Raw genomic sequence first — 26,125 nt, forward strand, 5'->3', positions numbered from 1 at the left:
CCTAATAGATCAAAAAATCAAATAAGGATTTTACAGATAACTATTGGCTAGCCTCGTTTTATTCACTAAAAATGAAGAACAAATTCCCATAAGTCTTCTAGAACAATTACCACATATACCAGCATAATTAATTTCGGATAATAACTTTATTAAATGACAATAAAACCAATTCAATTATATTAATCCACCCACGATAAATAAACTGATTAATATAATTAAAAAACAAAAATATTTTCATACAAATCATAACTATAATATACAGTACTTTTTATTCGATCAGCCGGATCATTTTTACTGTCAACAAGCAGATAAAAAACACTAAAAAATCCGATCAGAAACATTAAAATACTGTTCCTAAAATTTTTAGTGTATGTTCAATTATTAAAAAGTAAAAACCCTGAAGACTAAACATCAGGGTTTTTATTTATAATTAATTCCAATTCACTATTTACCTAATAGACGCTATTTTGCAAAAAGCTTGAACACTACCCAAATTTAAAATAGCAAATAAAATAACATAATGGGATAGGCTTTTAATGCCTTTAACGTAAATAATAGCGAATAATATTTTCTATAAGAATTCTCACTCCTATCATTCCTAATTTCTACCGTCCTTATTGTCCCCCGGTTCCGCCTCCTGTACCACCACCTGTACTACCGCCTGTACCACCTCCTGTTCCACCGCCTGTTCCACCTCCTGTACCACCGCCTGTTCCGCCTCCTGTACCACCGCCTGTACCACCGCCTGTACCACCGCCTGTTCCACCTCCTGTACCACCTCCTGTTCCCTTATCCTCCTTAATTAATACTCCGTTGATATATCCATGTTTCTTATATTCATACCCGGTAGCTCTAATAGTAACTTTTTTCGAAGTAAGGTGTGCAAGAATCAAAGCTATTAAACTACCACTCCCTTGATAACCACCATCAGAGTTATCTAGAAGAAAATCCTGTGAAATACCTTTATCATCAACAATGACTACATGAACATTGTTTCTGGCTATTTCCGGAGCAATTTGAATAGAAGACACAATTACATCAGAAATCGTTACATTAGGTTCAACTATATTATTAGAATTGTTTTGATCAATCATAATATATTATTCCTTATAAGATTAAATGCATACCAAGTTATAAATATACCCGTCATCTTTCAAGTTGCCTCTTTGTTGGCTGCACTCACTCACCCCGGTCACATAGTTACCTATGTTCCCGGGGATTCACTCCCTTGCCGTCGCGATGCATCTTGAAATCCATAGGGTATATAGAAGTTCATATTACACCTAAAAACTCAACTAATTTACTGAACATCCATATTCAACTATCATAATCCATAAACTTATAAAAAATTAAAACACTTTCCAACTTTAAAAATAGTGTAGAACCAATAGTACGTCAATAAAAGAACAAAGAAAATAAAAACTAAAATAAATAAACATTCAACATTAATTTATAATAACAAATTAAATTGCTGTATGTTTTTTTGTTTTTAACCTGGTGCTAACATGTCACATATATTGTGTTATTTACACCAAACATGCAATAAATAAAAAACCAGCCTAATAGTAGTGGTTAGTAATTATATAATCAACAGGAAATTCAAGATAAAAAATATAACGGACAGATAATCTAAAATTCATATAGGTCATAGCAGTAGAGCGAGATCCTACTATGCATATATCCGTCATCTTTCAAGTTGCCTCTTTGTTGGCTGCACTCGCTCACCCCGGTCACATAGTTACCTATGCTCCCGGGGATTCACTCCCTTGCCGTCGCGATCCATCTTGAAATCCATAGGGTATATATGTTCACTTCAAAGAAAATTAATATCTGCGATTATATGGCCGATATAATAGATAACGAGGGAACGCTGTTTCGTATTGAAATCCGATCGGCCATTAAAAATCACAATAGCCAGTTGAATAGCAATCATTACATCAGAAAAAAATGATAAAAAACAAGATGAGCCAGATCTATCTCTTATAACATGAATAATCTGACTCACTGTTCACTACTTCATAGTAAATTCAACTGACCATTCGTAGGTCAAAAAATTAATAGAGGTTATAGTTGCATTACAAACAGCCCCACCACTCGGCGTTGCTCCCTTATTCCACTTTGGAACTTTAACACCATTGACGTATGTGTTAACGAAAGTAGTCGAAAAAACACAAGACTTATTCCCAATTTTATATCGCACTATCGCATAATTTCCATCAGGTGAAATCGGGCTTTGAACCTGATAACTATTGACTCCTCCTGGCCCTACTCTTGAACTAGGTTTGGGTGTTGCATTGACATAGGTACTGGATTCATTGTTAGTAATGATGGTATAAACAGCATCCGCGCTACCAGACGCGCCAAGATGCTTAAATGTAACCGTTACAGACGGACCTGCATAAGCGACACCTGCGGCAGTTAGGGAAGTAGTTGCAAACAGGGCCAACAACGATTTACGTACTAACATGTTAGATACTCTCCTTTATGTTGTTTAAAATGGCTTACTGCGTTTTAATACAACTTTCTCTTCTATCTTTCTCTTCTATAACGTTATTGGAGCGCACGATATATGCGCCAATCCCATAAAGTAAATTTTCACTTTACGTATCTATAATACTAGACCACTTTGCAGAACTTATTTAAAAAGGTAAGAGGTTCTCCGCCATAAAATCTACAAATACTCTGACCTTAGGGGACAAATGACGGCTTGATGGCCAAAGTATACGAAAAACTGTGGAACTTTCGTTATATTTATCCAAAACAGTGACCAAAGAGCCTTCTTTCAACTGTCGGTAAACGGCGATATTCGGCACACAAGCTATCCCAAGACCATGCTCGGCAAAACAGACTTGCGGTTCTAAACTATCCGTCACCATATTGCACGGTAAGTTAAGCTCAATTTTTTTACCATCACGATTCAAAGGCCATACGTTTAATTTCCCATTTGTTGGAAAACGATATAATAAGCACTGATGGCTAACAAGATCTTCGGGTTCTTCTGGAAAACCTGCGGCCGCAAAATAGGCAGGAGAGCCGACAATAACCTGACGGTAAGAACCTAGCATCCTAGACATTAATCTGGAATCACGTGGATCACCGGTTCGGAGTACAGCATCAAATCCCTCTTCAATAACATCCACTATTCGATCAGAGCAACTTATATCAAGTTTAATCTCTGGATAAAGGCGATTAAAAGCAGCAAATTTCGGCATAAACAGCATACCCACTGACGGTAGGCTAATCTTTAACTTTCCACTTGGCATTTTCTGCATCTGAGATAGTTCAGTTTCAGCAGCCTCAACCTCATCAAGAATTCGCTTGCACCGTTCAAAGAATAATGTCCCTTCAGGCGTTAATGTGACGGTTCGCGTAGATCGATGGAAAAGGCGTATTCCCAGACGCTCTTCTAACCGAACAATAGCCTTACTAACCGCCGACGAAGAGATGCCAAGTTGTTGACCTGCGACTGTGAAGCTACGGGCATCAGCAGCCCGAACGAACACGTTCAATGACCCCAAACTATCCATATTTCCCCCATTGCTGACAGATTGGTCATAAGTGTTTTGAACATCATCCTACTGTTCACTGGTCTATGGTAGCAAGTAGTATAGGCGTTAGGAGAAATTATCTTATATCTACATATTTATTAATAAAAAAATAGATAACTCAGGTTTGCTAAATACAAGAATCATCAAGTCGATAAAGATAATTTATCCCAAGTATTTAATAAATAAACGTCAGAGTGGAAAAAGAACAAACATGATAGTTAATAATATTGAATAGCCCCTTCTTAAAGGAAGGATTTATAAGACCAGGAAATGATTTTCCTAAGTTGGAATATTTTAATTTTATTCCACAGGAATATCAGATAGTTAAAGAAGAAGCCGATACGCTCTCCTTTTGGCTTCTCTCCTTAAATAAAGGTATAAAATAAGATGCAATCAACTCTCCCAATAATCAAATGGCGCAATATATTAAAAACAGGACAGTATCGAAAATATGATATCTCCAGCGCTCAACCGGCAAATGAAAATTGGACAACGTTAAATAACATTAAGTTACCAGCGAGTTTTCAACGAAAAGAGTGCCTACCGGGATTACTCTTTTCACACGTCAGATCAACTCCCTGGGCTACAGCAATCATTCACGGTGAAGAGCGACTCAGTTATTTGGAAATGGCAATTGGCAGTGTGTATCTGGCCTGCTATCTGCAAAACCTGGGATGTTTAGCGGGTGATTGCGTCGGTATATTTGTTGAACCGTCGATTGAGCAGATGATCGGAGTTTGGGGAACTCTTTTTGCCGGTGGTGCGTATCTGCCATTGTCTCATGATTATCCAGAGGAACGACTTCGTTACATGATCCACGATAGCAATCTGAAAATGATATTTACCCAAGAAAAATTAAAGGAAAAATTAGTCAGGTTGGTTGCAGAAAATATCCATATCGTGACTCTTGAAGACGTAGAGAAATCATTAGAATCCAGTGCCATTACCAGCAACATCCTCCATGACTACCTTAGCCCAGATAGCTTGGCTTATGTCATTTATACCTCTGGAAGTACAGGGAAACCGAAAGGTGTAATGATTGAACACCGCAGTATCGTTAACCAAATGTGTTGGTTAAATGAAAAATGCGATTTAAACATTGAAAAAACAATTATTCAGAAAACGCCCATCAGCTTTGATGCAGCTCAATGGGAAATATTATCAGTCAGTTGTGGTAGTCGGGTTGTTATTAGCTCATCTGGAACACACAGGAATATTCCCCAACTCATTGACCTGATTATTCGCCACAATGTGACCACGTTACAATGTGTTCCCACGCTATTACAAGCACTGATCGATAATCACAAATTCCGGGAATGCCACACCCTTCGGCAAATATTCATCGGAGCAGAGAGCTTATCAAGAAAACTCGCCACTCAATGTATCCATACACTACCAAACTGTCTACTGATTAATATGTATGGCCCGGCGGAATGTACAATTAATGCTTCAGTTTTCTTTGTTAATCACTACCCAATATCTGACGAAGTTAATTCAGTCCCTATTGGTAAACCGGTATCCAATACGGAATTTTTTATTCTCGATCACCACTATCAGCTCGCCTCAGAATATGAAATTGGAGAGATTTATATTGCAGGTACTCAAGTCGCAAGAGGATATCTGAATCGTCAGGATCTCACAGAAGAACACTTTCTTGAAATTGCGATACCACCAAATACGCAAAAAATCCGGCTTTATAGAACCGGAGATCTGGCCTATTGGGATAAAGAGGGTAATGCCCACTTTGCTGGCCGGAAAGATAATCAAATTAAAGTGAGAGGGATGCGGGTCGAATTAGAAGAAATAAAAAATGCAATGGAAGTTATCGATCAAGTGAAACACGCTGCAATTTTGGCGGAAAAAGACCCTCAACACCGTTCGATACAATTAACCGCCTGTATTGAATTAGCCGATGAAACAATACGCCAGCAAGCAAAGTATGACATTACTTCAATTCTGCGGAGTGAACTTAGCAAAACATTACCGGACTATATGTTACCTGACAGATTTTTGTTCCTGGATACCATGCCGCTAACTTCCAGTGGAAAAATCGATTTCGACACATTACAAGTACTGGTCAGCACAGTATCACACAGTCCACAGGTACTCCCAAGCACCTCGACAGAAACACAGATCGTAAAGATATGGGAAGAAGTGCTAACGCGAGAAAGCATATCTACCGAAGATGACTTCTTTGCTTTAGGTGGCAATTCTCTGATAGCCGTCCATCTGATACAACGTTTAAATGAAGAATTTGCGTTATCGCTACCTCTCCATACTCTATTTGAGGCCGCAACGGTTAAACAATTGGCAAAAATCGTTGAAGGTGAAGTGACCAGATTATCTTCACGATTGGCCTGTTTACAGGAAAAAGATGCTGGATTACCTGTCTTTTGCTGGCCAGGATTGGGGGGATACCCAATGAATTTACACCTGCTGGCTACACAGATCTGCACTGATCGATCATTTTATGGCATCCAAGCTTACGGAATTAATGAAGGAGAGGTTCCATACTCCACCATAGCCGAAATGGTGATTCAAGACATAACAGAAATCAAAAAATTACAACCTACTGGCCCATACACGCTATGGGGATACTCTTTTGGCTCTGTATTGGCTTTCGAAGCGGCTTACCAATTAGAACGAGCCGGAGAACGTGTCGAAAAGGTGGTTCTAATCGCGCCAGGACTCTCGAAGATAAAATATCACGTTAATTCCACGGGAACAGAAAATGGATCTACTTACCAGAACAGTGAGTTGATATCACTATTATTCTCTGTATTTGCAGGCACTTCTCACAGTTCAGCGTTGAATGAATGCCTGGCTAACGTTATCGATGAGCAAAGCTTTGTCTCTTTTGTTCATAAGCACTACCCAAATCTGGCCCCTACGTTAATTGTTCGAATTGCCAGGATAGTTATTCAAACCTACGGACAGAAATATTCAGCAACAGAACTGCAAGAACGAATAATCAAGGCACCAATTACGGTGTTTAATGCACGTGACGATGCCGTTTCTTTTATCGAAGAAGCAACACCATACCTAAAACATCCCCCAGAAAATATCAATCTTAACGTTGATCATTTCGAGGTACTTAAGGAATCAGGTGTTAACGAATTAGCTCGATTCTTGAGTTGATTACTTCTGCAAACAACACAATGAAAATTATTTAAGGGGGTTCCATGATTAAAGAAAAAACTGCCACTCATGCGAGCAGTACCAACTTTCCTCTCGTTGCTCTACTCGCGTTAGCAATGACGGGATTCCTTGCACTTCTCACAGAGACATTCCCGGCGGGCATTCTATCCCAAATAAGTGACAGCTTGGCCGTTTCTGAAGCATTAGCTGGTCAATTCGTTACACTCTACGCAATTGGCTCACTTGTCGCTGCGATTCCACTGACGACAGCAACACAAGGTTGGCGCCGTCGCCGATTACTCTTGATGGCACTTACGGGTTTGTTAGTCTTTAATACGCTCACCGCGTTAACATCTAACTATATAGTGGCACTTGCGGCCAGACTTCTTTCAGGCATGGCAGGCGGCTTAATCTGGGGAATGTTGGTCGGCTATGCCCGACGGATGGTACCCGATCATTTAAAAGGACGCGCATTGGCTGTAGCCGGTGTCGGGGCACCACTGGCACTCTCTCTTGGCGTGCCATTAGGAACATTCATTGGTGGAATTGTTGGCTGGCGTACAACTTTTGGTTTGATGTCTATTCTAACATTGGTCGTTATCGCATGGGTCATGTTGAAAGTCCCTGACTACCCAGGACGGGCTGCCGAAAAACGTATACCGATCAAAAAAGTTATCATGATTCCAGGAGTACGACCGGTATTAAGCGTTCTTGTTTGTTGGGTACTGGCTCACAGTATTCTTTATACCTATGTATTGCCTTTTGTGACACAGGCGGGGCTTGCTACCAGGATTGATCTTGTGTTGTTAGCCTTTGGTGTGGCGTCGTTGCTTGGAATATGGATAACAGGGCTGTTAATTGACAAAATGTTACGTTCGTTGGTGCTGATAAGTCTTGCCCTATTTACATTCGCCTCTCTCATACTTGGTGTTATCGGTACTCTTCCTGTCTTTGTTTTTCTTGCCGTGATCTTATGGGGGCTAACCTTCGGCGGTGCCGCCGCCCTACTTCAAACTGCATTGGCCGAATCTGCCGGGGAAGGTGCAGACGTTGCTCAGTCGATTCTTGTTACCTTATGGAATTTAGCCATTGCAGCCGGGGGCATTATTGGCGGGATATTACTTGAAACACTTGGTGCCAGCTCGTTCCCGTGGACCTTACTTGTTCTGTTAGTGCTAGCTTTGTTGATCGTCTGGAATTCAGGCAACTATGGCTTCCCTCATAAAGGAATCAAAGGTAAGTGAACAATATCGGGGTTTGTCTGTGTTTAAACGCAGTTCAAGGCAATTAAGCCTATGAACTTTACTTACTCTCAAACAAATCCCTTCACTCAATAACGATAAAGGGGATAACATGCCCGGCGAATTCACATCTTCAACGCAAGAGAAAAAAAATAGCACCGATAACACACTAACCGATAACATACTAACCAATAACACACTAGAAGTTGAAAAGTGCAAAATTGTAAACCACTCCACTGGAGAAGCTCGATCTTGTGTCGTCATCGGTGGTACAACACTTGCGATACGTTGTACCCAACAACTTCAAGCGGCCGGATACATAATTGTGGCTATTTTTCCCACGGAATCTCTGTTTTCCGAATGGGCAACTTCTCAAAATATACACTGTGTTGAAGCACTAGAAGATCTCTTGACGCTCTCCAAAACTGAGTCAATATGCTGGCTTTTTTCCATAGTCAATCCAGTTATTCTCCCTACTCTATTAATCAATCAGCTCTCTCAAGGTGCTTTCAACTACCACGACGCCCCTCTACCACGCTATGCCGGCACACATGCCACTTCTTGGGCTATCCTTGCTGGTGAGTCTCAGTATGCTATTACCTGGCATTTAATCGGATCTATGGTCGACAGTGGCGATATTGTTGTGCAGCATCATGTTGATATTAAAAATACCGACACCGCACTTTCACTGAATCTTAAATGTTATCAGGCTGCTATCGAAGGATTTACCGAACTATTAAACAACCTAGAGAACGGTGATATACCCCGCCGACAGCAAGATCCCGATAACCGCAGTTTTTTCTCAAGACGTCGCCGTCCAGACGCCGCGGGTTGTCTATTGTGGAATAAAAAAGCTCAGGAATTGTCATCTTTGGTCAGATCTTTAACTTTCGGAGTTTACTATCCTAATCCACTAACATTACCAAAAGTTCTGCTGAGAGATCGCCTGGTATCGATAGGTACATTACAGGTGATGTATACACGTTCCGATCATAAACCAGGTACATTGTTGGGTATTAGCGAGGACCATTGGCTAATGACCACAAGTAGTGAAGATATACGTATTTCGTTTGTTAATAGCCGTGGCAACCCAATAAATGCTCTCACCTTAGCCAATCAATGCAAACTTGACATTGGTGATCAACTCCCCACAATTGAAAGATCAGATATTAAGACGTTAACAGATATACATGAACAACTTACCGAACAAGAGCTATTTTGGCAAAAAAGACTAGAGCGTTTTTCAACACCAATGCTGCCTTTTAAATTGCGGGCAACGATAGATAAAATACCGGATTGGCATGTGTCTGAATGGAAAACAGTACTCAATCATAGCTCTCTTATTTCAACTGAGCTCGTTCAACATATTATATGCGCTTGGTTTATCTATTTGGCTCACACATCAAATGATACTCAATTTCAAGTCGGATGGGCGCAAGCAGGAGATGTTGTTCATTCTTCAAAATGGTCCTCCTTTTTCGCCATGATCGTCCCAATGGAGGTCCATATCAATTTACAACAACGTCTTACAGAGATTTTAAATTCAATATCGTCTGAACAGCAATTGCTTGAACAACATAGAGTTTATCCCTGCGATATGGTCTCCAGACAGCCAGTATTACGCGCAATCAATCTATTACATAACAACCGCCCGTGGCCGATTGGTATTTCTGTCATCTCTGGTTACAGTAAAGATCCAACGAACAAAAATGCCATACAGGAACATGCAATTATCGGAGAAATAATGACATTACAGATTGATCAAAATAAAGGAAATTTCCGCTTCATATATAACAGCAAATTAGTTGCAGTAAATAATATTGAACATGTGGCATCTGATCTGGCGCTATTTTCGAATGTCATTGCAGACTCGAAAAATTTAAATATTACTGCAAATGAGCTTCCAATATACGAATTTTCACGGTGAGATATTGCCCCAAAATTAGCAAAAACCGCGGTAAACCCTCGCTCAATGCGAGGGTATCGCAAAAGATCAATGAGGTTGAATCAGCTATTTCCGCGCAGGAACTTCAACATAGCCTGCCTCCAACCCGATCACCTCCACACCTTGAGGAACGGCCTGCCCCGGTGTCACGACAATCTGCTGGGTTTGTGCGTTTAATTCACGGCGATAAGTGACGAAAGTTCGTCCATCTGGGCCGGTATGTAATGCCTCGGCTGGCAAGGCCAATCCACGTTCATTGCGATAGGTGACAATAGCCAGTTTCGCACTCATACTCAGCCGGATACGCTGCCGCTGTTCGGGAGTGAGAGGATCAATAGCCACTAATAGATCATAGGTTACACCCGCTCCCTGCATCTCCTTTGAACTCCCTTGTACACCAATTGTCTTAATTTGCCCTCGTAGAGATAGCCCAGCAAAACCATCACCGGTGATCTCAACCGGCATTCCTTCATACACCTGATAAAGGTCAGCCTCTTCAATACGCGCTACCGCCTGGATTTGCTCCAAATTGATTACCCCTAACAGAGGCGTTCCTTGAGTGACACGTTTCCCCTTTTGAATAAATAACTCCTTATCTGATTCCGATACCTGTGGGCGAATAACAATGCCATCAAAAGGAGAAACCAATTCACGTTGGGCTTGCTGGACCTGAAGCGCCTGATAACGCGATTGAGCATTAGCTAATTCCATATCAGCAATCTGGCGATTCTCCCCAGTGCCTTTATCGAGAGCAACACTCAGTTCCGCCTTAGCGGCGGCAAGATCGAGCTGTTGAACTCTGACCTGCTGCTCCAGTGTATCAACCTCCATACGGGGAACAATGCCACGCTCGAACAAAGCCCGGGTATCGGTTAGCTTACGTTCTGTATCACTCAGACTTAACTGAGCATTCGTTAAAGCTCTACGTACCCTAGCGACATCCTGACCGTTCTCCCACCCCACCAAATCTTGTACGGTTTTTTGGGCTTTCAACAGTTCCGTGAGCGCCTGCCGCAACTGAATGTCCAACTGTGTCGTATCAAGGCTCAACAGGGGTTGCCCTCGCTTAACGCGCTGGCCTTCAGTTACCATCACTTCAGCAATAACACCATCAAATGGCGCGGCAATCGTCAAACTGGTTGCAGCCTGAATACGGCCAACTAACCCAAGACGATTTTCCAGTCGTTGAGGTTCAACATGCACCCACCGTTGCGGTGATGATGTATCAGTTGAAGAAGAAAGGAAAACATAAGCAATGGTAGCCCCAATGACTAATACAACAGCAAGTGTCACGAGCCAACGAGTCTTATATTTGGAACGGGCAAGTTCCCTGATCTTAGTCGTTAAGTGCAATATCCCAACTCCCTAACGTAGTACCCAATGTTTCGTCCAACTCCGCTTGTGCATTTAAGTAGGTGATCAACGCATTGAGACGAACATTCTCTGCATTACGCAAATCGGTTTCAAAGCTCAAGACTTGAAAGTTACTGGAGCGGCCCACCGTCAATTTTTCACGTTCAATCTCCAGCTTGCGCAGGGATAGATCCCTGGCACGTTGTGCTATCTCATATTGACGCCAACGCGTACCAATATCGCGTACCGCATTACCCACATTACGTTCCAGTGACTGTTTTGCCTCAGCAAGACGAATATCCTGGTTCTGAACATCAACCCGCGCCCGTACTTCCGCCTGACGCTGACTCAAATCACCAATGGGTATCTCTACCTGAACACCGGCGTAATTTTCCCAATTACGAGAACGGTTTGACCCTGTTCGATCACGTACCTGACTGGCACCCCCCACTAAAGAGACATCCCATAAGCGTTCGTTACGGGCAACGGTCAGGTTAATTGCAGCCTGCTCCGCGGTAAGCAATTGCGTGAGATACGATGGCTGTTGCTCTTGTGCCAAATGTTGGGCTTGGAGCAGGTTAATGTCTACACGTTTAGCTTCCAATCTATCAGTCGCTTTCACCTGAGTTTGTAAGTCTAAGGCGAGCAATCGCAGCAATTCTAAACGACTGGTATCCAATTGATTAGCTGCTTCCTCCGCGGACAGTTCTTGCATTGCAACATCAGCCTCTGTCTGGACAATCTCAAAAGCAGCCATTCTGCCTGCGGAAATCATGGCTTTGTTAACTTCCAGCAATTGACGCGAACGTTCAAGGGCATCACGTGCGATTTGTAATTGTTCTTGAGCACGCAACAATTCACGATAAGCCATAATAACTTGCGTGATAGTCTGGGATACCGTCGCTTTTAAGTTCAAACGATTTGTCTGCTCCATCAATTGAGCAAGACGCACAGGTGCTGTAGCCACATCTTTACCGGCACCACGCAACAAAGGCTGAATAACTGAGAATGAAACACCATCATTACGGCTACGACCTGCATTGTCTGCCCATGTCGTCCGATTCGTCCAAGACAGACTGAAACGAGTACCATATTCTCCAAGCAGCGTAGATGTGGGTGTAATCTCGCTTTGGCGATAGCGATCGCTTTGATTACGAGCGGTAATATAACGGCTATTAATCAGTAACTTGGGCGTAAAACGATCTTCAGCAACGCGTAAATCGAATTTCTGTGCAATTCGATCCAGATAAGCACTGCGAATCGAACGATTGTTTCGTAACCCTAAATAGATTGCATCGCTGAGTGTCAGACCAATAGTTTGCTGATTAAGCGAAATTGTATCCGTCGCAGGCATGGTTGCCTGTGATGGATTCAACGGCTCCGCTAACGCTGGTTTGACAGATACGGCTATTATCAGGGCAATGATGATGCCAATAGCACGTTGAAAAACTTGGCTAATCATCACGAAGTGCCTCTACAGGTTGTAATCTGGCCGCCGCTAATGCCGGATTGATACCGAAAAACAGACCAATCACTAATGAACTGGCGATACCCAAAGGCAAAGAGAATAGGGATAACGTAAATACCCAGCCCGAAAATTTTACAAATAGGTACCCTGCCGCAACCCCCAGCAATGAACCAACCATTGCACCGGCAATGGACAGAATGGCAGCCTCCAACATAAACAACATACCAATATCAACAGGCCGAGCTCCCAAAGCCATACGAACACCAATTTCACGCCTGCGTTCCGAAACATTCATCAGCATGACATTCATCACGCCCACTCCTCCCACCAGCAACGAAATTCCCCCTAAGCCCGCTAGCAAATAGGAAAATGTTCTTGCCTGACGCGTCAATCCATCAAGTAATTGTTTCGGGATTTCAACTTCGACACGACGACCTTTTGATAATGAGACAAGGTAGTCACGTAACGACACCGCGTCACTGCTTAACGTTGTTGTGTCACGTGCTCTGGCAATGACGCTCCCAATTTCTGGCGCAGGCCGCAACCGGCGCATTGCTTCAATGGGCAGTATGATGGAATGATCAATAGAGCCGGGGAGTAAAGGGTTCGGCCCCTGAGCAGCGAGAATTCCAATCACTTCAAACAGATATTCCCCAATTTGCAATTGACTGCCTATTCGAATAGGTTGATTGGCTACTTTTAATTGTTTGGCAATATCCGCTCCAAGCACAGCATAGGTCGTTTGGCGATCATAGTCCGATAGAAAACGTCCTTGCTCGATCTGTAAATCCAACACCGCAGCCAGATCAGAGGATGTACCGGTAATATTCGTATCGATTCCTTTCCCGTGAAAACGTACACGAGTCGAATATAACGTGATGGGCGCAGCATGTGTGATAGTCGGTATTGTACGAGTCAGCGCCTGAGTATCCAGCGTAGATGGCGCGGGTTTGACATCAACGCCGGGAATGAAAGCAAAATGAGCAACCAAGATATTGCTTCCCATACTTTTAAAAGTGCTGATAGCTTCATTAACAGCGTTATGACCGATGTTTAAAAGTGCAATGACCGAAGCACATCCGACTGCAATACCAAGTAAAGCAAGCAAGGAGCGCCTTCCTAGCAGACGCAGGCTACCCAGTGATTCTCGCAGTGCTTGCGTGAAGGAAAAACCGTAGCGACCAGAATTCACATTAAGCATCGAGGCTATCCAACCACAGATCGGTTTCGGAAAGCCGCCCGTTGTTAACATATAGACAGCGCTGCATGTTTTTGGCTATGGCTTCATCATGCGTAACCATGACAAGCGTAACGCCTTGCTCGCGGTTCAACGACAGAAGAAGTGCCATGATATCTCGTGCCGTCGCACTATCGAGATTGCCTGTCGGCTCATCTGCCAGAATCAGAGAAGGCTTACCAACCAAGGCCCTGGCAATGGCAACACGTTGCCGCTGTCCCCCGGAAAGATCAGCCGGACGATGGTAAATACGCCCAGCCAGACCAACCAACTCAAGCTGGTATTTCGCTTCCTGCCGAGCTAGAGAACGAGAATATCCACGATATAACAATGGTAGTGCCACATTATCCAACGCCTGCATTCTGGGAAGTAAATTAAAACTCTGAAACACGAAACCAATTTCCTGATTTCTTATTTTCGCCCGTTCATTAGGAGTAACATTTGTTATATTAACGTCCCTAAATTGAAAATATCCAGAAGAGGGTTGATCCAGTAAACCAAGAATATTAAGTAAAGTACTTTTACCCGAGCCGGAAGCGCCGACAATCGCACAACTTTGTCCGCGCATGATGGTGAATGATATTTTATCAAGTACTGGGTAATATTTTTCCCCCATACGATAAGATCGACAAACATTTTCCATGTAAATCAAGGCTTCCTGACATGGGGAAGTTGTGATTGTCATGTCTAATTTATTCATCGTTTTTGACATCCATTAAACGTATCACTGACTCCACTTGATTGTTTAGCCGATTTTATATCATGGGAAAATCCTGTTGTAAAAGATTATGGTCTAAGTGACTGGCAAAAGCATCGAACAGCAAAATATATTAGATTAACTTAACATAAATTCAAATTCCCCATTGATTTTTGGTGTTAATCCACCCAAATTACTCCTGCCTACTTTGGCATTGCGTACATGCTTTTATAAAAATTCAGGAGATACAGGGCGCGAGATCAAAATGTATATCTAAGTTCTCGCAATAGAAAATTATCAGATATTGGGGTAATGGCTATGAAATTAAAAAAAATCTTTGGCATTGGTAGTGCTCTATTGTTAGCCATATTTTCACAAACAGTACCTGCGGCAAGTGGCAGCTATCACTCTTCAGTTGTTTTGCCCACACTATATTCTAAAAATTTCTTAGAAACTGTTAACGTTCCTATTGTCGGTTTTCCTCCTGCAACAGGAAAAATTACCAATGTATCTTGGACTTGGAATGTTGTTGGATGGCCTCAGAATTTATCGGTTCATCTTTGTCAGGGAGATATCAACAATTGCATAGATATATCACGCACACGAAGAATGTCGACAGACGCATTTAATCAGAGAAGCCCAGCACAACAGTTCCTTTTCGCCTTAAAGGTTGGAAACGGTAACGTTATGCCGATAGCAGGTCAAACCGGAGAAATTACTGTCAGTTGGAAATAACACTTCAATAACTCGCCAAAGATTGCCGTCAGCATTATAGGCGGCAATTCTGACTTATTTTGAAGGTACTCGTGACTTCTATACTCTATGGATTTCAAGATGCATCGCGACGGCAAGGGAGCGAATCCCCGGGAGCATAGATAACTATGTGACCGGGGTGAGTGAGTGCAGCCAACAAAGAGGCAACTTGAAAGATGACGGGTATATACAAGTTTTGATGGGTAGCCACATTTCAAGGCGTGAATTATCGTTAGGATCGGCTGGCAAAAATCCATATTGCTGATAAAACGGAATAACTTCTGAGGTCATAGGATCAACAAACAGCCCAATCGCTGAAACTTGCTGTGCGACCAACACTATCCAATAAATGGCATCAATCAATAGCTGTTCACCTATCCTTTACCCCTGATATGAACAATCCACAGCGAGTCGGGCCAATTTTACCGCACTAAGTGGATGAGGGTATTAGATGTAAGGTTTCAGTTCGTTCAATCACGTTACGCGCTCTCTCCATTGCCGATTCAATAAGAAACTGTGAAAGTGTTGCGCCGGAGTAATCAGCCGCCCTTTGTATGATCTCTTGAATCTCTATCGAAGTTCTTGCAACTAAACGGGTCTCTTTACGTTATGTATTAGTAGCCATGATTTCATCTGCATCTTTAATCCATATAAACATGGTGCCATTATGGAATACAAAATAGACGTTTATCAATATGTATGCCGAAAAGGCATACATAGATACTCAAAGATATATTATTCCTACCGATAAGATGACGGCCCTAACCGCCATCTAGGCATCTCTCAGATAATTAACCCTATGGTAGTTCGACCCCTTTATAACCAGATAAAATCAATTCCCACTCCTGTTGGGCAAACCATGTCTGAGTTTTGTCATCATAATGAATACTATCAGGCAGAAAAACACCAAACTCAGTCGCTTTTCCGGTATAGTCAGGAGAATTCCGCGCATCAATTAGCGTTCGGTATTGGGGATCATCAGCGATAACATTATTGATAGCCTTAAGCACATAGCTGGTGTTGATGGGATCAAACGCAACCGAAAGTGGATAATACAATCTCCACGGTATACAGCGAGAACCCAAAGCATCACTGATACCAGTAATGATGCGGGTAAAATTCTGCTCTGATGCCTGTGCCACCAATAAACTTCCGGTTTCTGCTTCCCACTGGTTCCAATGAACAGCCAAAATACGAGGATTTTTGCCTAGTTTACGCAGTGATTCGACCGCCATGCGCAAGGTTCTGATCGCACGCGGATAGAGCGATTCCACATCACAGGGATCTCGCTCAGGAGCCCAACGGTTATGCGGCGGATTATCCAAATACATTCCCTGGCCGCCCCACCCCATCAAAATGACATAAAGATCAGGCAAATTAAGCGCATTACCCCGGTTAATGTGGTCTTGCCAATGTTTAGCAAAACAGTTGGCAGCATTAACTGGGTGATCCTGATTGCCAAGAGGTAAACCGATAGGAGTACCAATATTGGCATTACCAAAGCTAGTCAGTCCTGTCCAGTTAATTGCGGGAAAGTCAATGCCGTAAACTTCTGGCTGAAATAATGTAAATACGTTTTTTAAACCTTGTGTAATTTTTTCATCTTGCGGTAATTGTGTTCCATGACCATAACTGTTGGATTGCCCAAGTATGATAAATAATGGCGCATCATTGGGTGCCCACGGAGAATATTTTATTTCAGGTAAATAAGGTTGTTTATTTGTCATCAGTTTTCCTCTTGAGATGATTTAAGTTATTAGATCTATTCTCTTCGCTAAAGTATAATTAATTTCTGAAAGATAAAAATTATTTGGCTAATTAATCATATTTATGGTTCGAAAATGTAAAACTGTTTCAAATATTGATTTTCTGTTTTTTTACTCTACGTAAGATAAATAACCCCCTGATTAGCCATTATTGATATCAGATTATTATGTTCTTATTTTTTTCTTTAAAATATAAATCTAATATTTTTCTTAATAGGTTAATTATTAATATTTCACAATGTATTCCTCTTTGGCAAAAAAGATGTTGAAATATAGCAACTGACCTACGCCTCATGAAAATACACCTATTAGTCTAATCTGGCAAATGAAAATACAACTCATAAAAACAAGTCAACTTAATAAATAATGTTTAAGTTTTCCGTCATAAAATAAAAATTTTATTGCATTTGGTATTGATAGGATTTTATTTCTGAACACAAAATTTATTGAAAATATGTAAATAATATATTGCTACATTTAAAAATATAGTTATAAACTATAAAAATATTAATCCGGAAATTCATACAATAAATAAATAAATAAATAAATAAATAAATAAATAAATAAATAAATAAATAAATAAATAAATAAATAAATAACGAAATAACGAAATAACGAAATAACGAAATAACGAAATAACGAAATAACGAAATAACGAAATAACGAAATAATAAACATTCTAACTAGTTCCCTGTATATTAAGGAACTGGTTATTTATTTTTAAACTTTTTTAACTAATATACCTTAAATTAAAATCAGGTATTCCCTGACCAAGTTAAATGCAATATGGATAATTTATTTACTGTCATAAAATAATTATTTTTAGATGGTTAAAATTCAATTAATAAAATTAAAATTACTGATATTAATTACTGAGGTTTAAATAAAATTGCCATCTTAATAATAATTTTTACAATTTGCGGATAAACGCGGATTTAAATTCTCCGAGCTTGCCAAAAAGCTTTTTTCCAGTAAACATTATTCATAGATGAACGAGTAACACCTTTATGGGTTGACGCATGAATAAACTGGTTATTGGCATCATAAATGCCAACATGTAACCCATGTTCGCCACTACCTGTTCTGAAAAAGACCAAATCACCCGGCATTAAATCGCTTTTATCAATACGGGTCCCTAATTTTATTTGTCCACCGGTAGTACGAGGTAATTGAATATCAAACCGATCACTGAAAGTACGGTAAACAAAACCAGAACAATCTACCCCCCGACGATCCATTCCACCATAATGATATGGTGTACCACGCCATTGATTAAGCTGCTCCTTAAGCTGAGCAATCACCATGATTGGATCAGAAAGCGCCGTCTTTAACACCGGAGCCGGAGTCCTGGGGGCATGACTGGAACAGCCAATAAGTAACAGACTGAACAATAAGAGTAACTCTTTTATTCTTATTATCATTACCCCCTCCTCATAAAATCAGCAAAACAAGGTGACTCTATCCGGAACTCAATAAAAAAACAAGTCTGTACTTTAAGTAAAACAGTTAAATAGTTTTTCCCTTCTTCATTCTGGACGGCTAATCAACCAGACACCATACAAAATAAAAATCACGCCCGCGGTTTTCAATAATGTGATGGTTTCATTAAACCAAGGCAATAAAGCCACCATTAAATAGACAAAGACATAACTTAAGCTTATTAACGGATAGGCTTTATTTAATGGTAAATATTTTAGCGTAAATAACCAACACAACATAGATAATAGATATCCAACCAGACCAGCCATTACCGCCACCAGAGAATGGTGATGACTCCATAGCCACTCAATATCAAACCAATGCAAACCAAGATTCAACGCTGGCAAATTGACAACACCCCATTTCAGTAATAACTGGGCTATTGTCACCAGTAATACACTAACCAATCCCCAAATATAACCTTTCATTCATTCAAACTCATCAGCAAAATTCCCAACATGATAAACACAACCCCACTCCAATGTTTTATGCCCGCTTTTTCCTGATAAAAAAATTTCCCCGCCAAAGTGACCAGAATAAAATTTATACTCAACATTGGATAAGCAATTCCTAACGGCAATATCTGCAATAGACGAAGCCAAAATAACATGCCAACAGCCAATAGAATCACAGCCCCTATTAACCATTTCAGCGCAGATGCCCGCTGATAAACATCACTGCGCCAACACATCACAGCCTGTTTCTGACATAACTGACCAGCACATGTCAGTAAGCTAATCAGCAACAATAAAGTGAAACTTATCATGGTCGCTTCTCATAAACCAAAATAGCAAAGCGATAATTGCGACTAATTTGATCTGCCTTTGGCAAATCAGGTAATTTTTCATTTTTATATAAATGAAAGAGTACTGATACCCGCCCTTCTTTACGCGCTTTCGCTAACCATTGCGGAAAATCTTTATAGCTGATATATCGATATTGGCTATCTGAATAATTCAACCCATATTCCAGCTCTCCCCAACGTTCAAACATATAAATATCACTACGCTTCATCTCCCAAGCGACACTGGTCGCAAGACCAACACTTTCCGACAGGATATAGCGACTGTCTGCAAGTTCCTGATGGTGTAACTTAATAAAGTTCTGAGGTAATTTGGAATTAACGGTATTTTCAGGCAAAGCATTACCTATCACTAAACTGACAACAATGGAGCAAAATGCCGCCCATAACCAGTATTTCCCATTCAACGCAAAACACAGATAACCGATAATTCCCCAAATACCAAAAGCAACAATCGCTAAAACCCATTTAAGCCATTCTGATGGCTGATATAAAGAGTGTTTTGTCACTACTTCCATAGCAAACAGAACTATTACCGCCAGCAGACCAAGAAATACGTTAACCATTCCATTGATCTTAAGTAACTCCATCTTGCCATTTTTAACGCAATCGACACCAAATTTAGCCATCATCATTGCCAATGGCGCCATACAGGGCAGGATATAAGTTGGCAATTTTCCCTTCGCAATACTGAAAAATAACAATGGCACGACAAACCAGCAAAGTAGAAAAAACATTTCAGGATTGGATTTTCTTTCTTTCCAACTTTTCATCACCGCCCCAGGTAATAATCCCAACCACGGGATCACACCAAGAATAAGAATGGGTATGTAATACCAGAACGGTGCAATATGCTGTGCATCATCGGAAGAAAAACGCTTAATATGTTCAACCCAGAAGAAATAGTGCCAGTAATCAGGCTCACGTAGGGCAATTGCAATCACCCACGGTAAACTGATTGCTATCGCCGAAATAATGGCAAGTGGGCCAAAGCAGACTATTTGCAGGACCCGCTTCTGATAAATGACAATGGGCAACATCACAATGACCGGAACAGCCAATGCCAGAAACCCTTTAGTCATAAAACCCATACCACAGCACAAACCAAGCACCAAATATGCCATTATTCGCCGTCTGGTACAGTCTGTTTTTAGCCCCCAGAAGCTACACATCATGGCAGCCGTTACCCACAAAGAAAACATCGGATCGAGTACGCTATAAGTGCCAATGGCAAATACCAGAAACATTGAGATGTAGATAAGGCTAGTGGCAAAAGCAATATGCCGGTTATGCCACATCATCATAGCAAGTCGATATAATAAAATTGCGCTGATAAAAATACAGAAAACCGATCCAAAACGGACAGCAAAATTATTATCACCAAAAATCCATTGGCTAATATTATTAATCCAATAACCCGCTACAGGCTTTTCAAAATAACGAATATCCAGCAAATACGGAACAATCCAGTCTCCTCGTTGCAGCATTTCACGACTGATTTCTGCATAACGGGTTTCATCAGGCTGCCATAATAGGCGGCCATTCAGGGGTAATAAATAGGTAAGGATAAAAAAAAGAGCCATCAAAAAGGCCCCAACCTTACACGCCCGGTTATTTAACATAGATAAGTTAAGCCTCTTGTTGGCATCCTAACCACCCTTCTCTACCGGGAAATTCAGAACGAACAATTCTCCCAACAGGAAGTCGCTGTATGTTTTCAGGCAGCAGATGACTCAATGCACAAAATTGTATGTTTTCCTGATGAACCATTTCCAACAGCGTTGCAAATTCTGTGGACTTGGACATCCCTTCAACTTCCGTATGGATGGTATATACCGGAACTCCCTGGCTGTTTTTCATTTTATCAAAGATAAACTGGTTAAAATCTTCATCTTTAACCTGAATTCCTATCACTTCGTCATAAGTTGGCAACGTCACCGGAATTTGTACGGTACCAAGAGTACCATCAGGCAAGATGGGCCTGAATGGATGAGTTCCCCGACAATCGCTGTTGTAGTCAAAACCAAACTGTTGCTTTACCGCGAGTACGCGTTCATCAGCCCGCCAACCCGCGACAGCAGAACACGTTACCCGTTGGCCAATTGCCTGTACCAATGCATCCACTCCCAATTTAACCTGCTCTGTTAACTGAGCTTCAGACCAACGGCCAACTTTCGCCTGCCAACGCTGATGATCCCAGGCATGCAGACCCACTTCATGGCCTGCATTCAGCGTTTGTTTCATCAAGTAGCCTAAATCTTTAGCAATCTTCTTACCCGGCCATGCAGTCCCCGCCAGTAAAATATCAAGACCATACAGAGATGCTGCATTTGACCTCAACATTTTCCATAAGAATTTTGGCCGTAAAAGACGCCACAAATGGCGCCCCATATTATCCGGCCCAACACTAAAGAAAAAACTGGCCTGAATCTGATGTTTTGCCAAAATTTTGAGCAGTTTCGGTACTCCTTCAACGGTTCCTCGATAAGTATCCACATCAACTCTCAAGCCAATTTGTTTCATTAATTTTTCCCTAATTCTTCCACTTCACCACGCAAGAAGAAATCCAGTGTTTCATTTATCGTCTGTTTCATGTCAATGGTTGGTTTCCAACCTAGTAACCGCTCCGCATTTTTAATACTTGGCTTACGGTGTTCAACATCCTGATAACCTTTACCGTAGTAACTGCCACTTTCAATCTTTTTAAATCCAGCAAACGGAGGAAAATGATCTCTCAATTCATGGTTTTCAAAGCTATCAAGTAATATTTCTGCCAATTGGCGAATACTGGCTTCATTAGTTGGATTACCAATATTGATAATTTGACCGTCACATAGCCCATCTCGGTTTTCAATAATACGGAACAGCGCCTCGATACCATCATTAATATCAGTAAAACAGCGTTTCTGTTCGCCACCATCTACTAGTTTGATCGGTGAGCCTTCAACTAAGTTCAATATTAATTGTGTGATCGCTCTGGAACTGCCAATACGTGCGGAGTTTAAATTATCCAAACGTGGCCCCATCCAGTTAAATGGACGAAATAGTGTGAATTTGAGCCCCTCTTTCTCACCATATGCCCAGATAACACGATCCAGCAATTGTTTTGATACAGAATAGATCCAACGTTGTTTATTGATTGGACCAACAATCAGACGAGAGTCATCTTCATCAAATTCTTTATCATCACACATTCCATAAACTTCTGATGTGGACGGGAATATAATTCGTTTATTGTATTTAACGCAATAACGGACAATCTTTAAATTCTCTTCAAAATCCAATTCAAATACTCGCAGCGGATTACGGGTATATTCAATTGGAGTCGCAATGGCTACCAATGGCAAAACGACATCACACTTTTTAATGTGATATTCAATCCATTCAGTATGGATATTGATATCACCTTCAATGAAGTGAAAACGCGGATTACCAATAAAACGCTCGATGGCGGAAGAACCGATATCCATACCATAAATATCATAGTTGCCATCACGTAATAGACGTTCTGTTAGATGATTACCGATGAAGCCATTCACACCGAGAATTAATACACGTTTCCGATGGTTAATTTGAGTGGTTGCCTTTGGGCCAACACGGATATCAGTCACCATGCTCATCTCTGCCGCCAAATTGTGGCCCTGAACATACAAACCTGATTCACTTTGCCCATTGATAATTTCTAACGCGCCTTTTCCACAGGCAATAATTAACGGATCTACCGATAATACTGTTCCCGGCTGTTTGTCATGCGTCTCATTCAACGGGCAGGCACGCCAGATAGTAATCTTACGCTCACCTAAGAAAGTAAATGCCCCAGGATATGGCTCAGTTACTGCCCTGACAAGATTGTTAATTTCAGTGGCTGATTTGCGCCAGTCAATCTCACCATCCGCGGCAGTACGACGCCCAAAGTAAGTTGCCTGACTTTCATCTTGTGGTATGGCAGGATAAATTCCCGCTTTGATCTGAGGTAATACTTGATTAAGCAGTTTTTCCGCTGCTTCACGAATTTTACCGTGCAAAGTCAACGCGGTATCTGTCTCTGCAATAGCAACCTTATGCTGAGCAATAATATCCCCTGCATCAGGTTTCAACACCATTTTATGCAGGGTTACACCCGTTTCCACTTCACCATTCAAAATCGCCCAGTTAATCGGGGCACGGCCACGGTATTTTGGCAACAGTGAACCGTGGAGATTGAATGCACCCGTGCTCGCCAGCGATAAAATATCTTCACTCAACATATCTCGGTAATAAAAAGAGAAAATCACATCAGGTTTCAGTTCCCGGATACGTTCAATCCAAAGAGGATGGTTAACATTCTCTGGCGCAAACACCGGCAGCGCCAAATCTGCACTTAAACGGGCAACAGAAGAGAAAAAATGGTTTTCATTAGGATCATCTGTATGGGTAAATACCGCCTGAATATCAAAACCAGCTTTAGTTAAAGCATTGATCCCGACACAGCCGATATCATGATAGGCAAATACAATTGCTTTCATTTAGTACTCTTCCTGGTTGTCGTTGGTCTTTTTATCTCCGACCACTTTTTGAATAAAATAACGTGGGCGTGCACGAACATCGTTATAGATACGGCCTATATATTCACCTAATAAGCCCATCGCGACGAACTGTGCGCCAATAAATATGAAAAGGAGGGCAAACAGAGTAAATACCCCTTCTGCTGCCCATATGGCACCGAAAATCAGACGTAAAACCATCAATAATACAGCCAGCAAAAAACCAGAAACTGCAATCACACTTCCTACCACACTCAGTAAACGCAAAGGTGCTGTTGTCAGGCAGGTTAGCAAGTCATACATCAGATTAATCAGCTTCATGAAGCTATATTTGGAATCACCAAATTCACGCTCTGCATGAGCGACATCAATCTCAATGGTTTTACGGGCAAAAGTGTTTGCCAGAATAGGAATAAAGGTGCTGCGCTCATGGCACTGCAACATGGCTTCAACAATATGGCGACGATAGGCACGGAGCATACAGCCATAATCGCCCATAGAACGGCCTGTTGCCTTGGTAATCATCGCATTGATGATTTTTGAAGCTGTTTTACGGAACAGAGAATCCTGCCGATTAGCTCGGCGAGTACCCACAACGTCATAACCTTGTTCAGCTGTTTTAACAAGACGGGGGATCTCTTCTGGCGGATTCTGTAAATCAGCATCAAGCGTAATAACTAAATCGCCATTGACCTGATTAAACCCCGCCATAATCGCTGAATGCTGACCATAATTACGATTAAGTAAAATTGCGATAATATGATTTTCAGGTTGTTCCGCGGCCTGAATCAGAATTTCCGCAGATTTATCACTACTGCCATCATCGACAAGAATAAGCTCATATTCCTGAGTCAATTGTTTACAGGCTGCTAAGGTTCTTTCCAATAAAAGAGGCAAACTTTCTTCTTCGTTATAAATTGGAATAACAACAGAAACTTTTTTAATTTGTTCAAATGACACTTATCTGTGCTCCGAAATAATTTCTTGTAAAGCATCAATGACACGATCTACATCCTCATCACTCATATCAGGAAAGAGTGGCAATGAACAGAGTGTTACTGAATTCCATTCTGATTCAGGTAATGACAACTGCGGATACCGATCCCGATAATATTTTTGTGTATGTGCAGCTCTGAAATGCAAGCCTGTGCCAATATTCTTGTTTTTCAAACATTCCATTAATGTGTCGCGATCAATGCCACAAACATCCTTATTAACCCGCACCATAAATAGATGATGTGCATGAATATGCTCATAATCGGGCACACTTAACATCTGCAAAGGCGAATCTTTTAATGCCGCTGAATAACGGGCGACAATTTGCCGACGGCGAATATTCATTGATTCCAATTTACTTAATTGCACAACAGCAATCGCAGCGTGAATATCAGATAAATTATATTTGTAACCCGGTTCTACAACTTCCGCCTGTGGTCTCCTGCCTTGAATCCGACGATCAAAAGCATCAATACCCAATCCATGAAACTTTAGACATCGAATTCGTTCAACAAGTTCATTGTTATCAGTAGCAATTAACCCCCCTTCTGCACAAGTGGCATTTTTTATGGCATGAAAAGAGAAAATCGCGGTGCCATGCTCACCAATCCATTCATTCTTATAACGGGTTCCTAATGCATGAGCGGCGTCTTCAATCAATGGAATCCCCGCCTCCTGAGCAATTCCACGCAATATATCTAAATCACAAGGCGCACCGGCATAGTGAACCGGAATAATCGCTTTGGTTCTGGAAGTAATCGCCTTTTTCACTGTCTGCGCGTCAACCATTAAAGTATGACGATCAACATCAATCATAATTGGTTCAGCACCAAGCAAACAGATCATATTTATTGTGGAAACCCAAGTTTGAGACGGTGTAATCACTTCATCACCAGGGCCAATTCCCAGTGCCATTAGTGTCAGATGCATACCCGCCGTCGCCGAGGTCAAAGCAATCGCATGTTTGCAACCAAACATGCGGCAAAAGTCCTGTTCCAATTGATGATTTTGCGGGCCTGTTGTAATCCACCCCGAACGAAGAACCTTCTCTACTGCCTGAATTTCTTCATCACCCATCGCAGGACGAGAAAATGGAAGAAAACTATCCATAAAACACAGTCCAATTCATTCATAATATAACGATATATTAGATGACTATATTTGAACGAATCGTAAACA

The 26,125-nt window shown here is 41.4% G+C and carries 22 protein-coding genes; 5 read left to right on the forward strand and 17 right to left on the reverse strand.

What is annotated here, in order from left to right:
* Positions 1-614: 614 nt before the first annotated feature.
* The 3 genes from CKY02_RS25120 to CKY02_RS01570 form a co-directional block, all read right to left on the reverse strand.
* Positions 615-1,094, reverse strand: a complete 480-nt coding sequence (locus CKY02_RS25120) for a hypothetical protein (RefSeq protein ID WP_193493028.1) — start codon at positions 1,092-1,094, stop codon at positions 615-617.
* A gap of 917 nt (positions 1,095-2,011) precedes the next feature.
* Positions 2,012-2,467, reverse strand: coding sequence for a hypothetical protein (locus CKY02_RS01565; RefSeq protein WP_112893962.1), 456 nt, complete (start codon positions 2,465-2,467; stop codon positions 2,012-2,014).
* Between the two features lie 172 nt (positions 2,468-2,639).
* Positions 2,640-3,527 carry a LysR family transcriptional regulator gene (locus tag CKY02_RS01570; RefSeq protein WP_112893963.1) on the reverse strand — a complete coding sequence of 296 codons (888 nt, stop codon included), beginning with the start codon at positions 3,525-3,527 and terminating at the stop codon, positions 2,640-2,642.
* A 408-nt stretch (positions 3,528-3,935) separates the two neighbouring features.
* Between CKY02_RS01570 and CKY02_RS01575 the strand changes: the two genes are divergently transcribed.
* The 3 genes from CKY02_RS01575 (at position 3,936) to CKY02_RS01585 (ending at position 9,854) form a co-directional block, all read left to right on the forward strand.
* Positions 3,936-6,686, forward strand: a complete 2,751-nt coding sequence (locus CKY02_RS01575; RefSeq protein ID WP_112893964.1) for an amino acid adenylation domain-containing protein — start codon at positions 3,936-3,938, stop codon at positions 6,684-6,686.
* 44 nt (positions 6,687-6,730) lie between these two features.
* A complete protein-coding gene (locus tag CKY02_RS01580; RefSeq protein ID WP_112893965.1) occupies positions 6,731-7,930 on the forward strand; it encodes an MFS transporter in 1,200 nt (399 codons plus the stop codon).
* A 109-nt stretch (positions 7,931-8,039) separates the two neighbouring features.
* Positions 8,040-9,854: a formyltransferase family protein gene (locus CKY02_RS01585; RefSeq protein ID WP_112893966.1), complete on the forward strand. Its 1,815-nt coding sequence runs from the start codon at positions 8,040-8,042 to the stop codon at positions 9,852-9,854.
* 84 nt (positions 9,855-9,938) lie between these two features.
* Here CKY02_RS01585 and CKY02_RS01590 read toward each other — a convergent pair whose 3' ends face one another.
* From CKY02_RS01590 to CKY02_RS01605, 4 genes are read right to left on the reverse strand one after another with little or no spacing between them, the layout of a single operon-like run.
* Complete coding sequence (locus tag CKY02_RS01590; RefSeq protein WP_112893967.1) at positions 9,939-11,225, reverse strand: HlyD family secretion protein; 1,287 nt, start codon at positions 11,223-11,225, stop codon at positions 9,939-9,941.
* A complete protein-coding gene (locus CKY02_RS01595) occupies positions 11,209-12,687 on the reverse strand; it encodes a TolC family protein (RefSeq protein ID WP_112893968.1) in 1,479 nt (492 codons plus the stop codon). Before CKY02_RS01595 ends, CKY02_RS01590 begins: the two co-directional genes overlap by 17 nt.
* Positions 12,680-13,894: an ABC transporter permease gene (locus tag CKY02_RS01600; protein WP_167405252.1), complete on the reverse strand. Its 1,215-nt coding sequence runs from the start codon at positions 13,892-13,894 to the stop codon at positions 12,680-12,682. The genes CKY02_RS01595 and CKY02_RS01600 overlap by 8 nt, the downstream gene beginning before the upstream one ends.
* Positions 13,887-14,630, reverse strand: a complete 744-nt coding sequence (locus CKY02_RS01605; RefSeq protein WP_240001970.1) for an ABC transporter ATP-binding protein — start codon at positions 14,628-14,630, stop codon at positions 13,887-13,889. The genes CKY02_RS01600 and CKY02_RS01605 overlap by 8 nt, the downstream gene beginning before the upstream one ends.
* A 315-nt stretch (positions 14,631-14,945) precedes the next feature.
* On the opposite strand from CKY02_RS01605, the gene CKY02_RS01610 reads away from it, so the two are divergent.
* Both CKY02_RS01610 and CKY02_RS26120 read left to right on the forward strand, forming a co-directional pair.
* A complete protein-coding gene (locus CKY02_RS01610; RefSeq protein WP_238399132.1) occupies positions 14,946-15,362 on the forward strand; it encodes a flagellar protein FlhE in 417 nt (138 codons plus the stop codon).
* A 148-nt stretch (positions 15,363-15,510) separates the two neighbouring features.
* The gene (locus tag CKY02_RS26120) at positions 15,511-15,645 is read left to right on the forward strand and encodes a hypothetical protein (RefSeq protein WP_274382166.1); all 135 of its coding nucleotides are present in this window, start codon (positions 15,511-15,513) and stop codon (positions 15,643-15,645) included.
* Between the two features lie 165 nt (positions 15,646-15,810).
* Here CKY02_RS26120 and CKY02_RS25420 read toward each other — a convergent pair whose 3' ends face one another.
* The 10 genes from CKY02_RS25420 to arnB all read right to left on the reverse strand — a co-directional run bounded on the left by CKY02_RS25420 (position 15,811) and on the right by arnB (position 26,056).
* Positions 15,811-15,954: a type II toxin-antitoxin system TacA family antitoxin gene (locus CKY02_RS25420; protein WP_338015662.1), complete on the reverse strand. Its 144-nt coding sequence runs from the start codon at positions 15,952-15,954 to the stop codon at positions 15,811-15,813.
* Positions 15,955-16,177: 223 nt separating this feature from the next.
* On the reverse strand, positions 16,178-17,107 hold the full coding sequence (locus CKY02_RS01625) for a hypothetical protein (RefSeq protein WP_112893970.1): 930 nt from the start codon (positions 17,105-17,107) through the stop codon (positions 16,178-16,180).
* A gap of 974 nt (positions 17,108-18,081) precedes the next feature.
* Entirely contained in the window at positions 18,082-18,567 is a 486-nt protein-coding gene (locus CKY02_RS01630; protein WP_112893971.1) for a C40 family peptidase, read from the reverse strand.
* A gap of 105 nt (positions 18,568-18,672) precedes the next feature.
* Positions 18,673-19,053, reverse strand: a complete 381-nt coding sequence (gene arnF / locus CKY02_RS01635) for a 4-amino-4-deoxy-L-arabinose-phosphoundecaprenol flippase subunit ArnF (RefSeq protein ID WP_112893972.1) — start codon at positions 19,051-19,053, stop codon at positions 18,673-18,675.
* On the reverse strand, positions 19,050-19,391 hold the full coding sequence (arnE, locus tag CKY02_RS01640) for a 4-amino-4-deoxy-L-arabinose-phosphoundecaprenol flippase subunit ArnE (protein WP_112875734.1): 342 nt from the start codon (positions 19,389-19,391) through the stop codon (positions 19,050-19,052). The genes arnF and arnE overlap by 4 nt, the downstream gene beginning before the upstream one ends.
* The gene (arnT, locus tag CKY02_RS01645; protein WP_112893973.1) at positions 19,388-21,049 is read right to left on the reverse strand and encodes a lipid IV(A) 4-amino-4-deoxy-L-arabinosyltransferase; all 1,662 of its coding nucleotides are present in this window, start codon (positions 21,047-21,049) and stop codon (positions 19,388-19,390) included. The genes arnE and arnT overlap by 4 nt, the downstream gene beginning before the upstream one ends.
* Before the next feature lie 7 nt (positions 21,050-21,056).
* The gene (arnD, locus tag CKY02_RS01650) at positions 21,057-21,950 is read right to left on the reverse strand and encodes a 4-deoxy-4-formamido-L-arabinose-phosphoundecaprenol deformylase (protein ID WP_112875732.1); all 894 of its coding nucleotides are present in this window, start codon (positions 21,948-21,950) and stop codon (positions 21,057-21,059) included.
* On the reverse strand, positions 21,950-23,932 hold the full coding sequence (gene arnA, locus CKY02_RS01655; protein ID WP_112893974.1) for a bifunctional UDP-4-amino-4-deoxy-L-arabinose formyltransferase/UDP-glucuronic acid oxidase ArnA: 1,983 nt from the start codon (positions 23,930-23,932) through the stop codon (positions 21,950-21,952). Before arnA ends, arnD begins: the two co-directional genes overlap by 1 nt.
* Positions 23,933-24,910 (reverse strand): undecaprenyl-phosphate 4-deoxy-4-formamido-L-arabinose transferase, encoded by a 978-nt coding sequence (gene arnC, locus CKY02_RS01660; protein ID WP_112893975.1) that lies wholly within the window; start codon positions 24,908-24,910, stop codon positions 23,933-23,935.
* Positions 24,911-26,056 (reverse strand): UDP-4-amino-4-deoxy-L-arabinose aminotransferase, encoded by a 1,146-nt coding sequence (gene arnB / locus CKY02_RS01665; protein WP_112893976.1) that lies wholly within the window; start codon positions 26,054-26,056, stop codon positions 24,911-24,913.
* Between the last annotated feature and the right edge of the window lie 69 nt (positions 26,057-26,125).

The organism is Photorhabdus bodei, assembly GCF_003287735.1.
GTDB classification, from domain to species: Bacteria; Pseudomonadota; Gammaproteobacteria; order Enterobacterales; family Enterobacteriaceae; genus Photorhabdus; species Photorhabdus kayaii.

Excerpts from the sequence above, each read along its gene's own strand:
- CKY02_RS25120 (WP_193493028.1), bottom strand. The coding sequence starts at position 1,094 with ATGATTGATCAAAACAATTCTAATAATATAGTTGAACCTAATGTAACG.
- CKY02_RS01565 (WP_112893962.1), bottom strand. The coding sequence starts at position 2,467 with ATGTTAGTACGTAAATCGTTGTTGGCCCTGTTTGCAACTACTTCCCTA.
- CKY02_RS01570 (WP_112893963.1), bottom strand. The coding sequence starts at position 3,527 with ATGGATAGTTTGGGGTCATTGAACGTGTTCGTTCGGGCTGCTGATGCC.
- CKY02_RS01575 (WP_112893964.1), top strand. The coding sequence starts at position 3,936 with ATGCAATCAACTCTCCCAATAATCAAATGGCGCAATATATTAAAAACA.
- CKY02_RS01580 (WP_112893965.1), top strand. The coding sequence starts at position 6,731 with ATGATTAAAGAAAAAACTGCCACTCATGCGAGCAGTACCAACTTTCCT.
- CKY02_RS01585 (WP_112893966.1), top strand. The coding sequence starts at position 8,040 with ATGCCCGGCGAATTCACATCTTCAACGCAAGAGAAAAAAAATAGCACC.
- CKY02_RS01595 (WP_112893968.1), bottom strand. The coding sequence starts at position 12,687 with ATGATTAGCCAAGTTTTTCAACGTGCTATTGGCATCATCATTGCCCTG.
- CKY02_RS01600 (WP_167405252.1), bottom strand. The coding sequence starts at position 13,894 with ATGCTTAATGTGAATTCTGGTCGCTACGGTTTTTCCTTCACGCAAGCA.
- CKY02_RS01605 (WP_240001970.1), bottom strand. The coding sequence starts at position 14,630 with ATGAATAAATTAGACATGACAATCACAACTTCCCCATGTCAGGAAGCC.
- CKY02_RS01610 (WP_238399132.1), top strand. The coding sequence starts at position 14,946 with ATGAAATTAAAAAAAATCTTTGGCATTGGTAGTGCTCTATTGTTAGCC.
- CKY02_RS01625 (WP_112893970.1), bottom strand. The coding sequence starts at position 17,107 with ATGACAAATAAACAACCTTATTTACCTGAAATAAAATATTCTCCGTGG.
- CKY02_RS01630 (WP_112893971.1), bottom strand. The coding sequence starts at position 18,567 with ATGATAATAAGAATAAAAGAGTTACTCTTATTGTTCAGTCTGTTACTT.
- arnF (WP_112893972.1), bottom strand. The coding sequence starts at position 19,053 with ATGAAAGGTTATATTTGGGGATTGGTTAGTGTATTACTGGTGACAATA.
- arnE (WP_112875734.1), bottom strand. The coding sequence starts at position 19,391 with ATGATAAGTTTCACTTTATTGTTGCTGATTAGCTTACTGACATGTGCT.
- arnT (WP_112893973.1), bottom strand. The coding sequence starts at position 21,049 with ATGTTAAATAACCGGGCGTGTAAGGTTGGGGCCTTTTTGATGGCTCTT.
- arnD (WP_112875732.1), bottom strand. The coding sequence starts at position 21,950 with ATGAAACAAATTGGCTTGAGAGTTGATGTGGATACTTATCGAGGAACC.
- arnA (WP_112893974.1), bottom strand. The coding sequence starts at position 23,932 with ATGAAAGCAATTGTATTTGCCTATCATGATATCGGCTGTGTCGGGATC.
- arnB (WP_112893976.1), bottom strand. The coding sequence starts at position 26,056 with ATGGATAGTTTTCTTCCATTTTCTCGTCCTGCGATGGGTGATGAAGAA.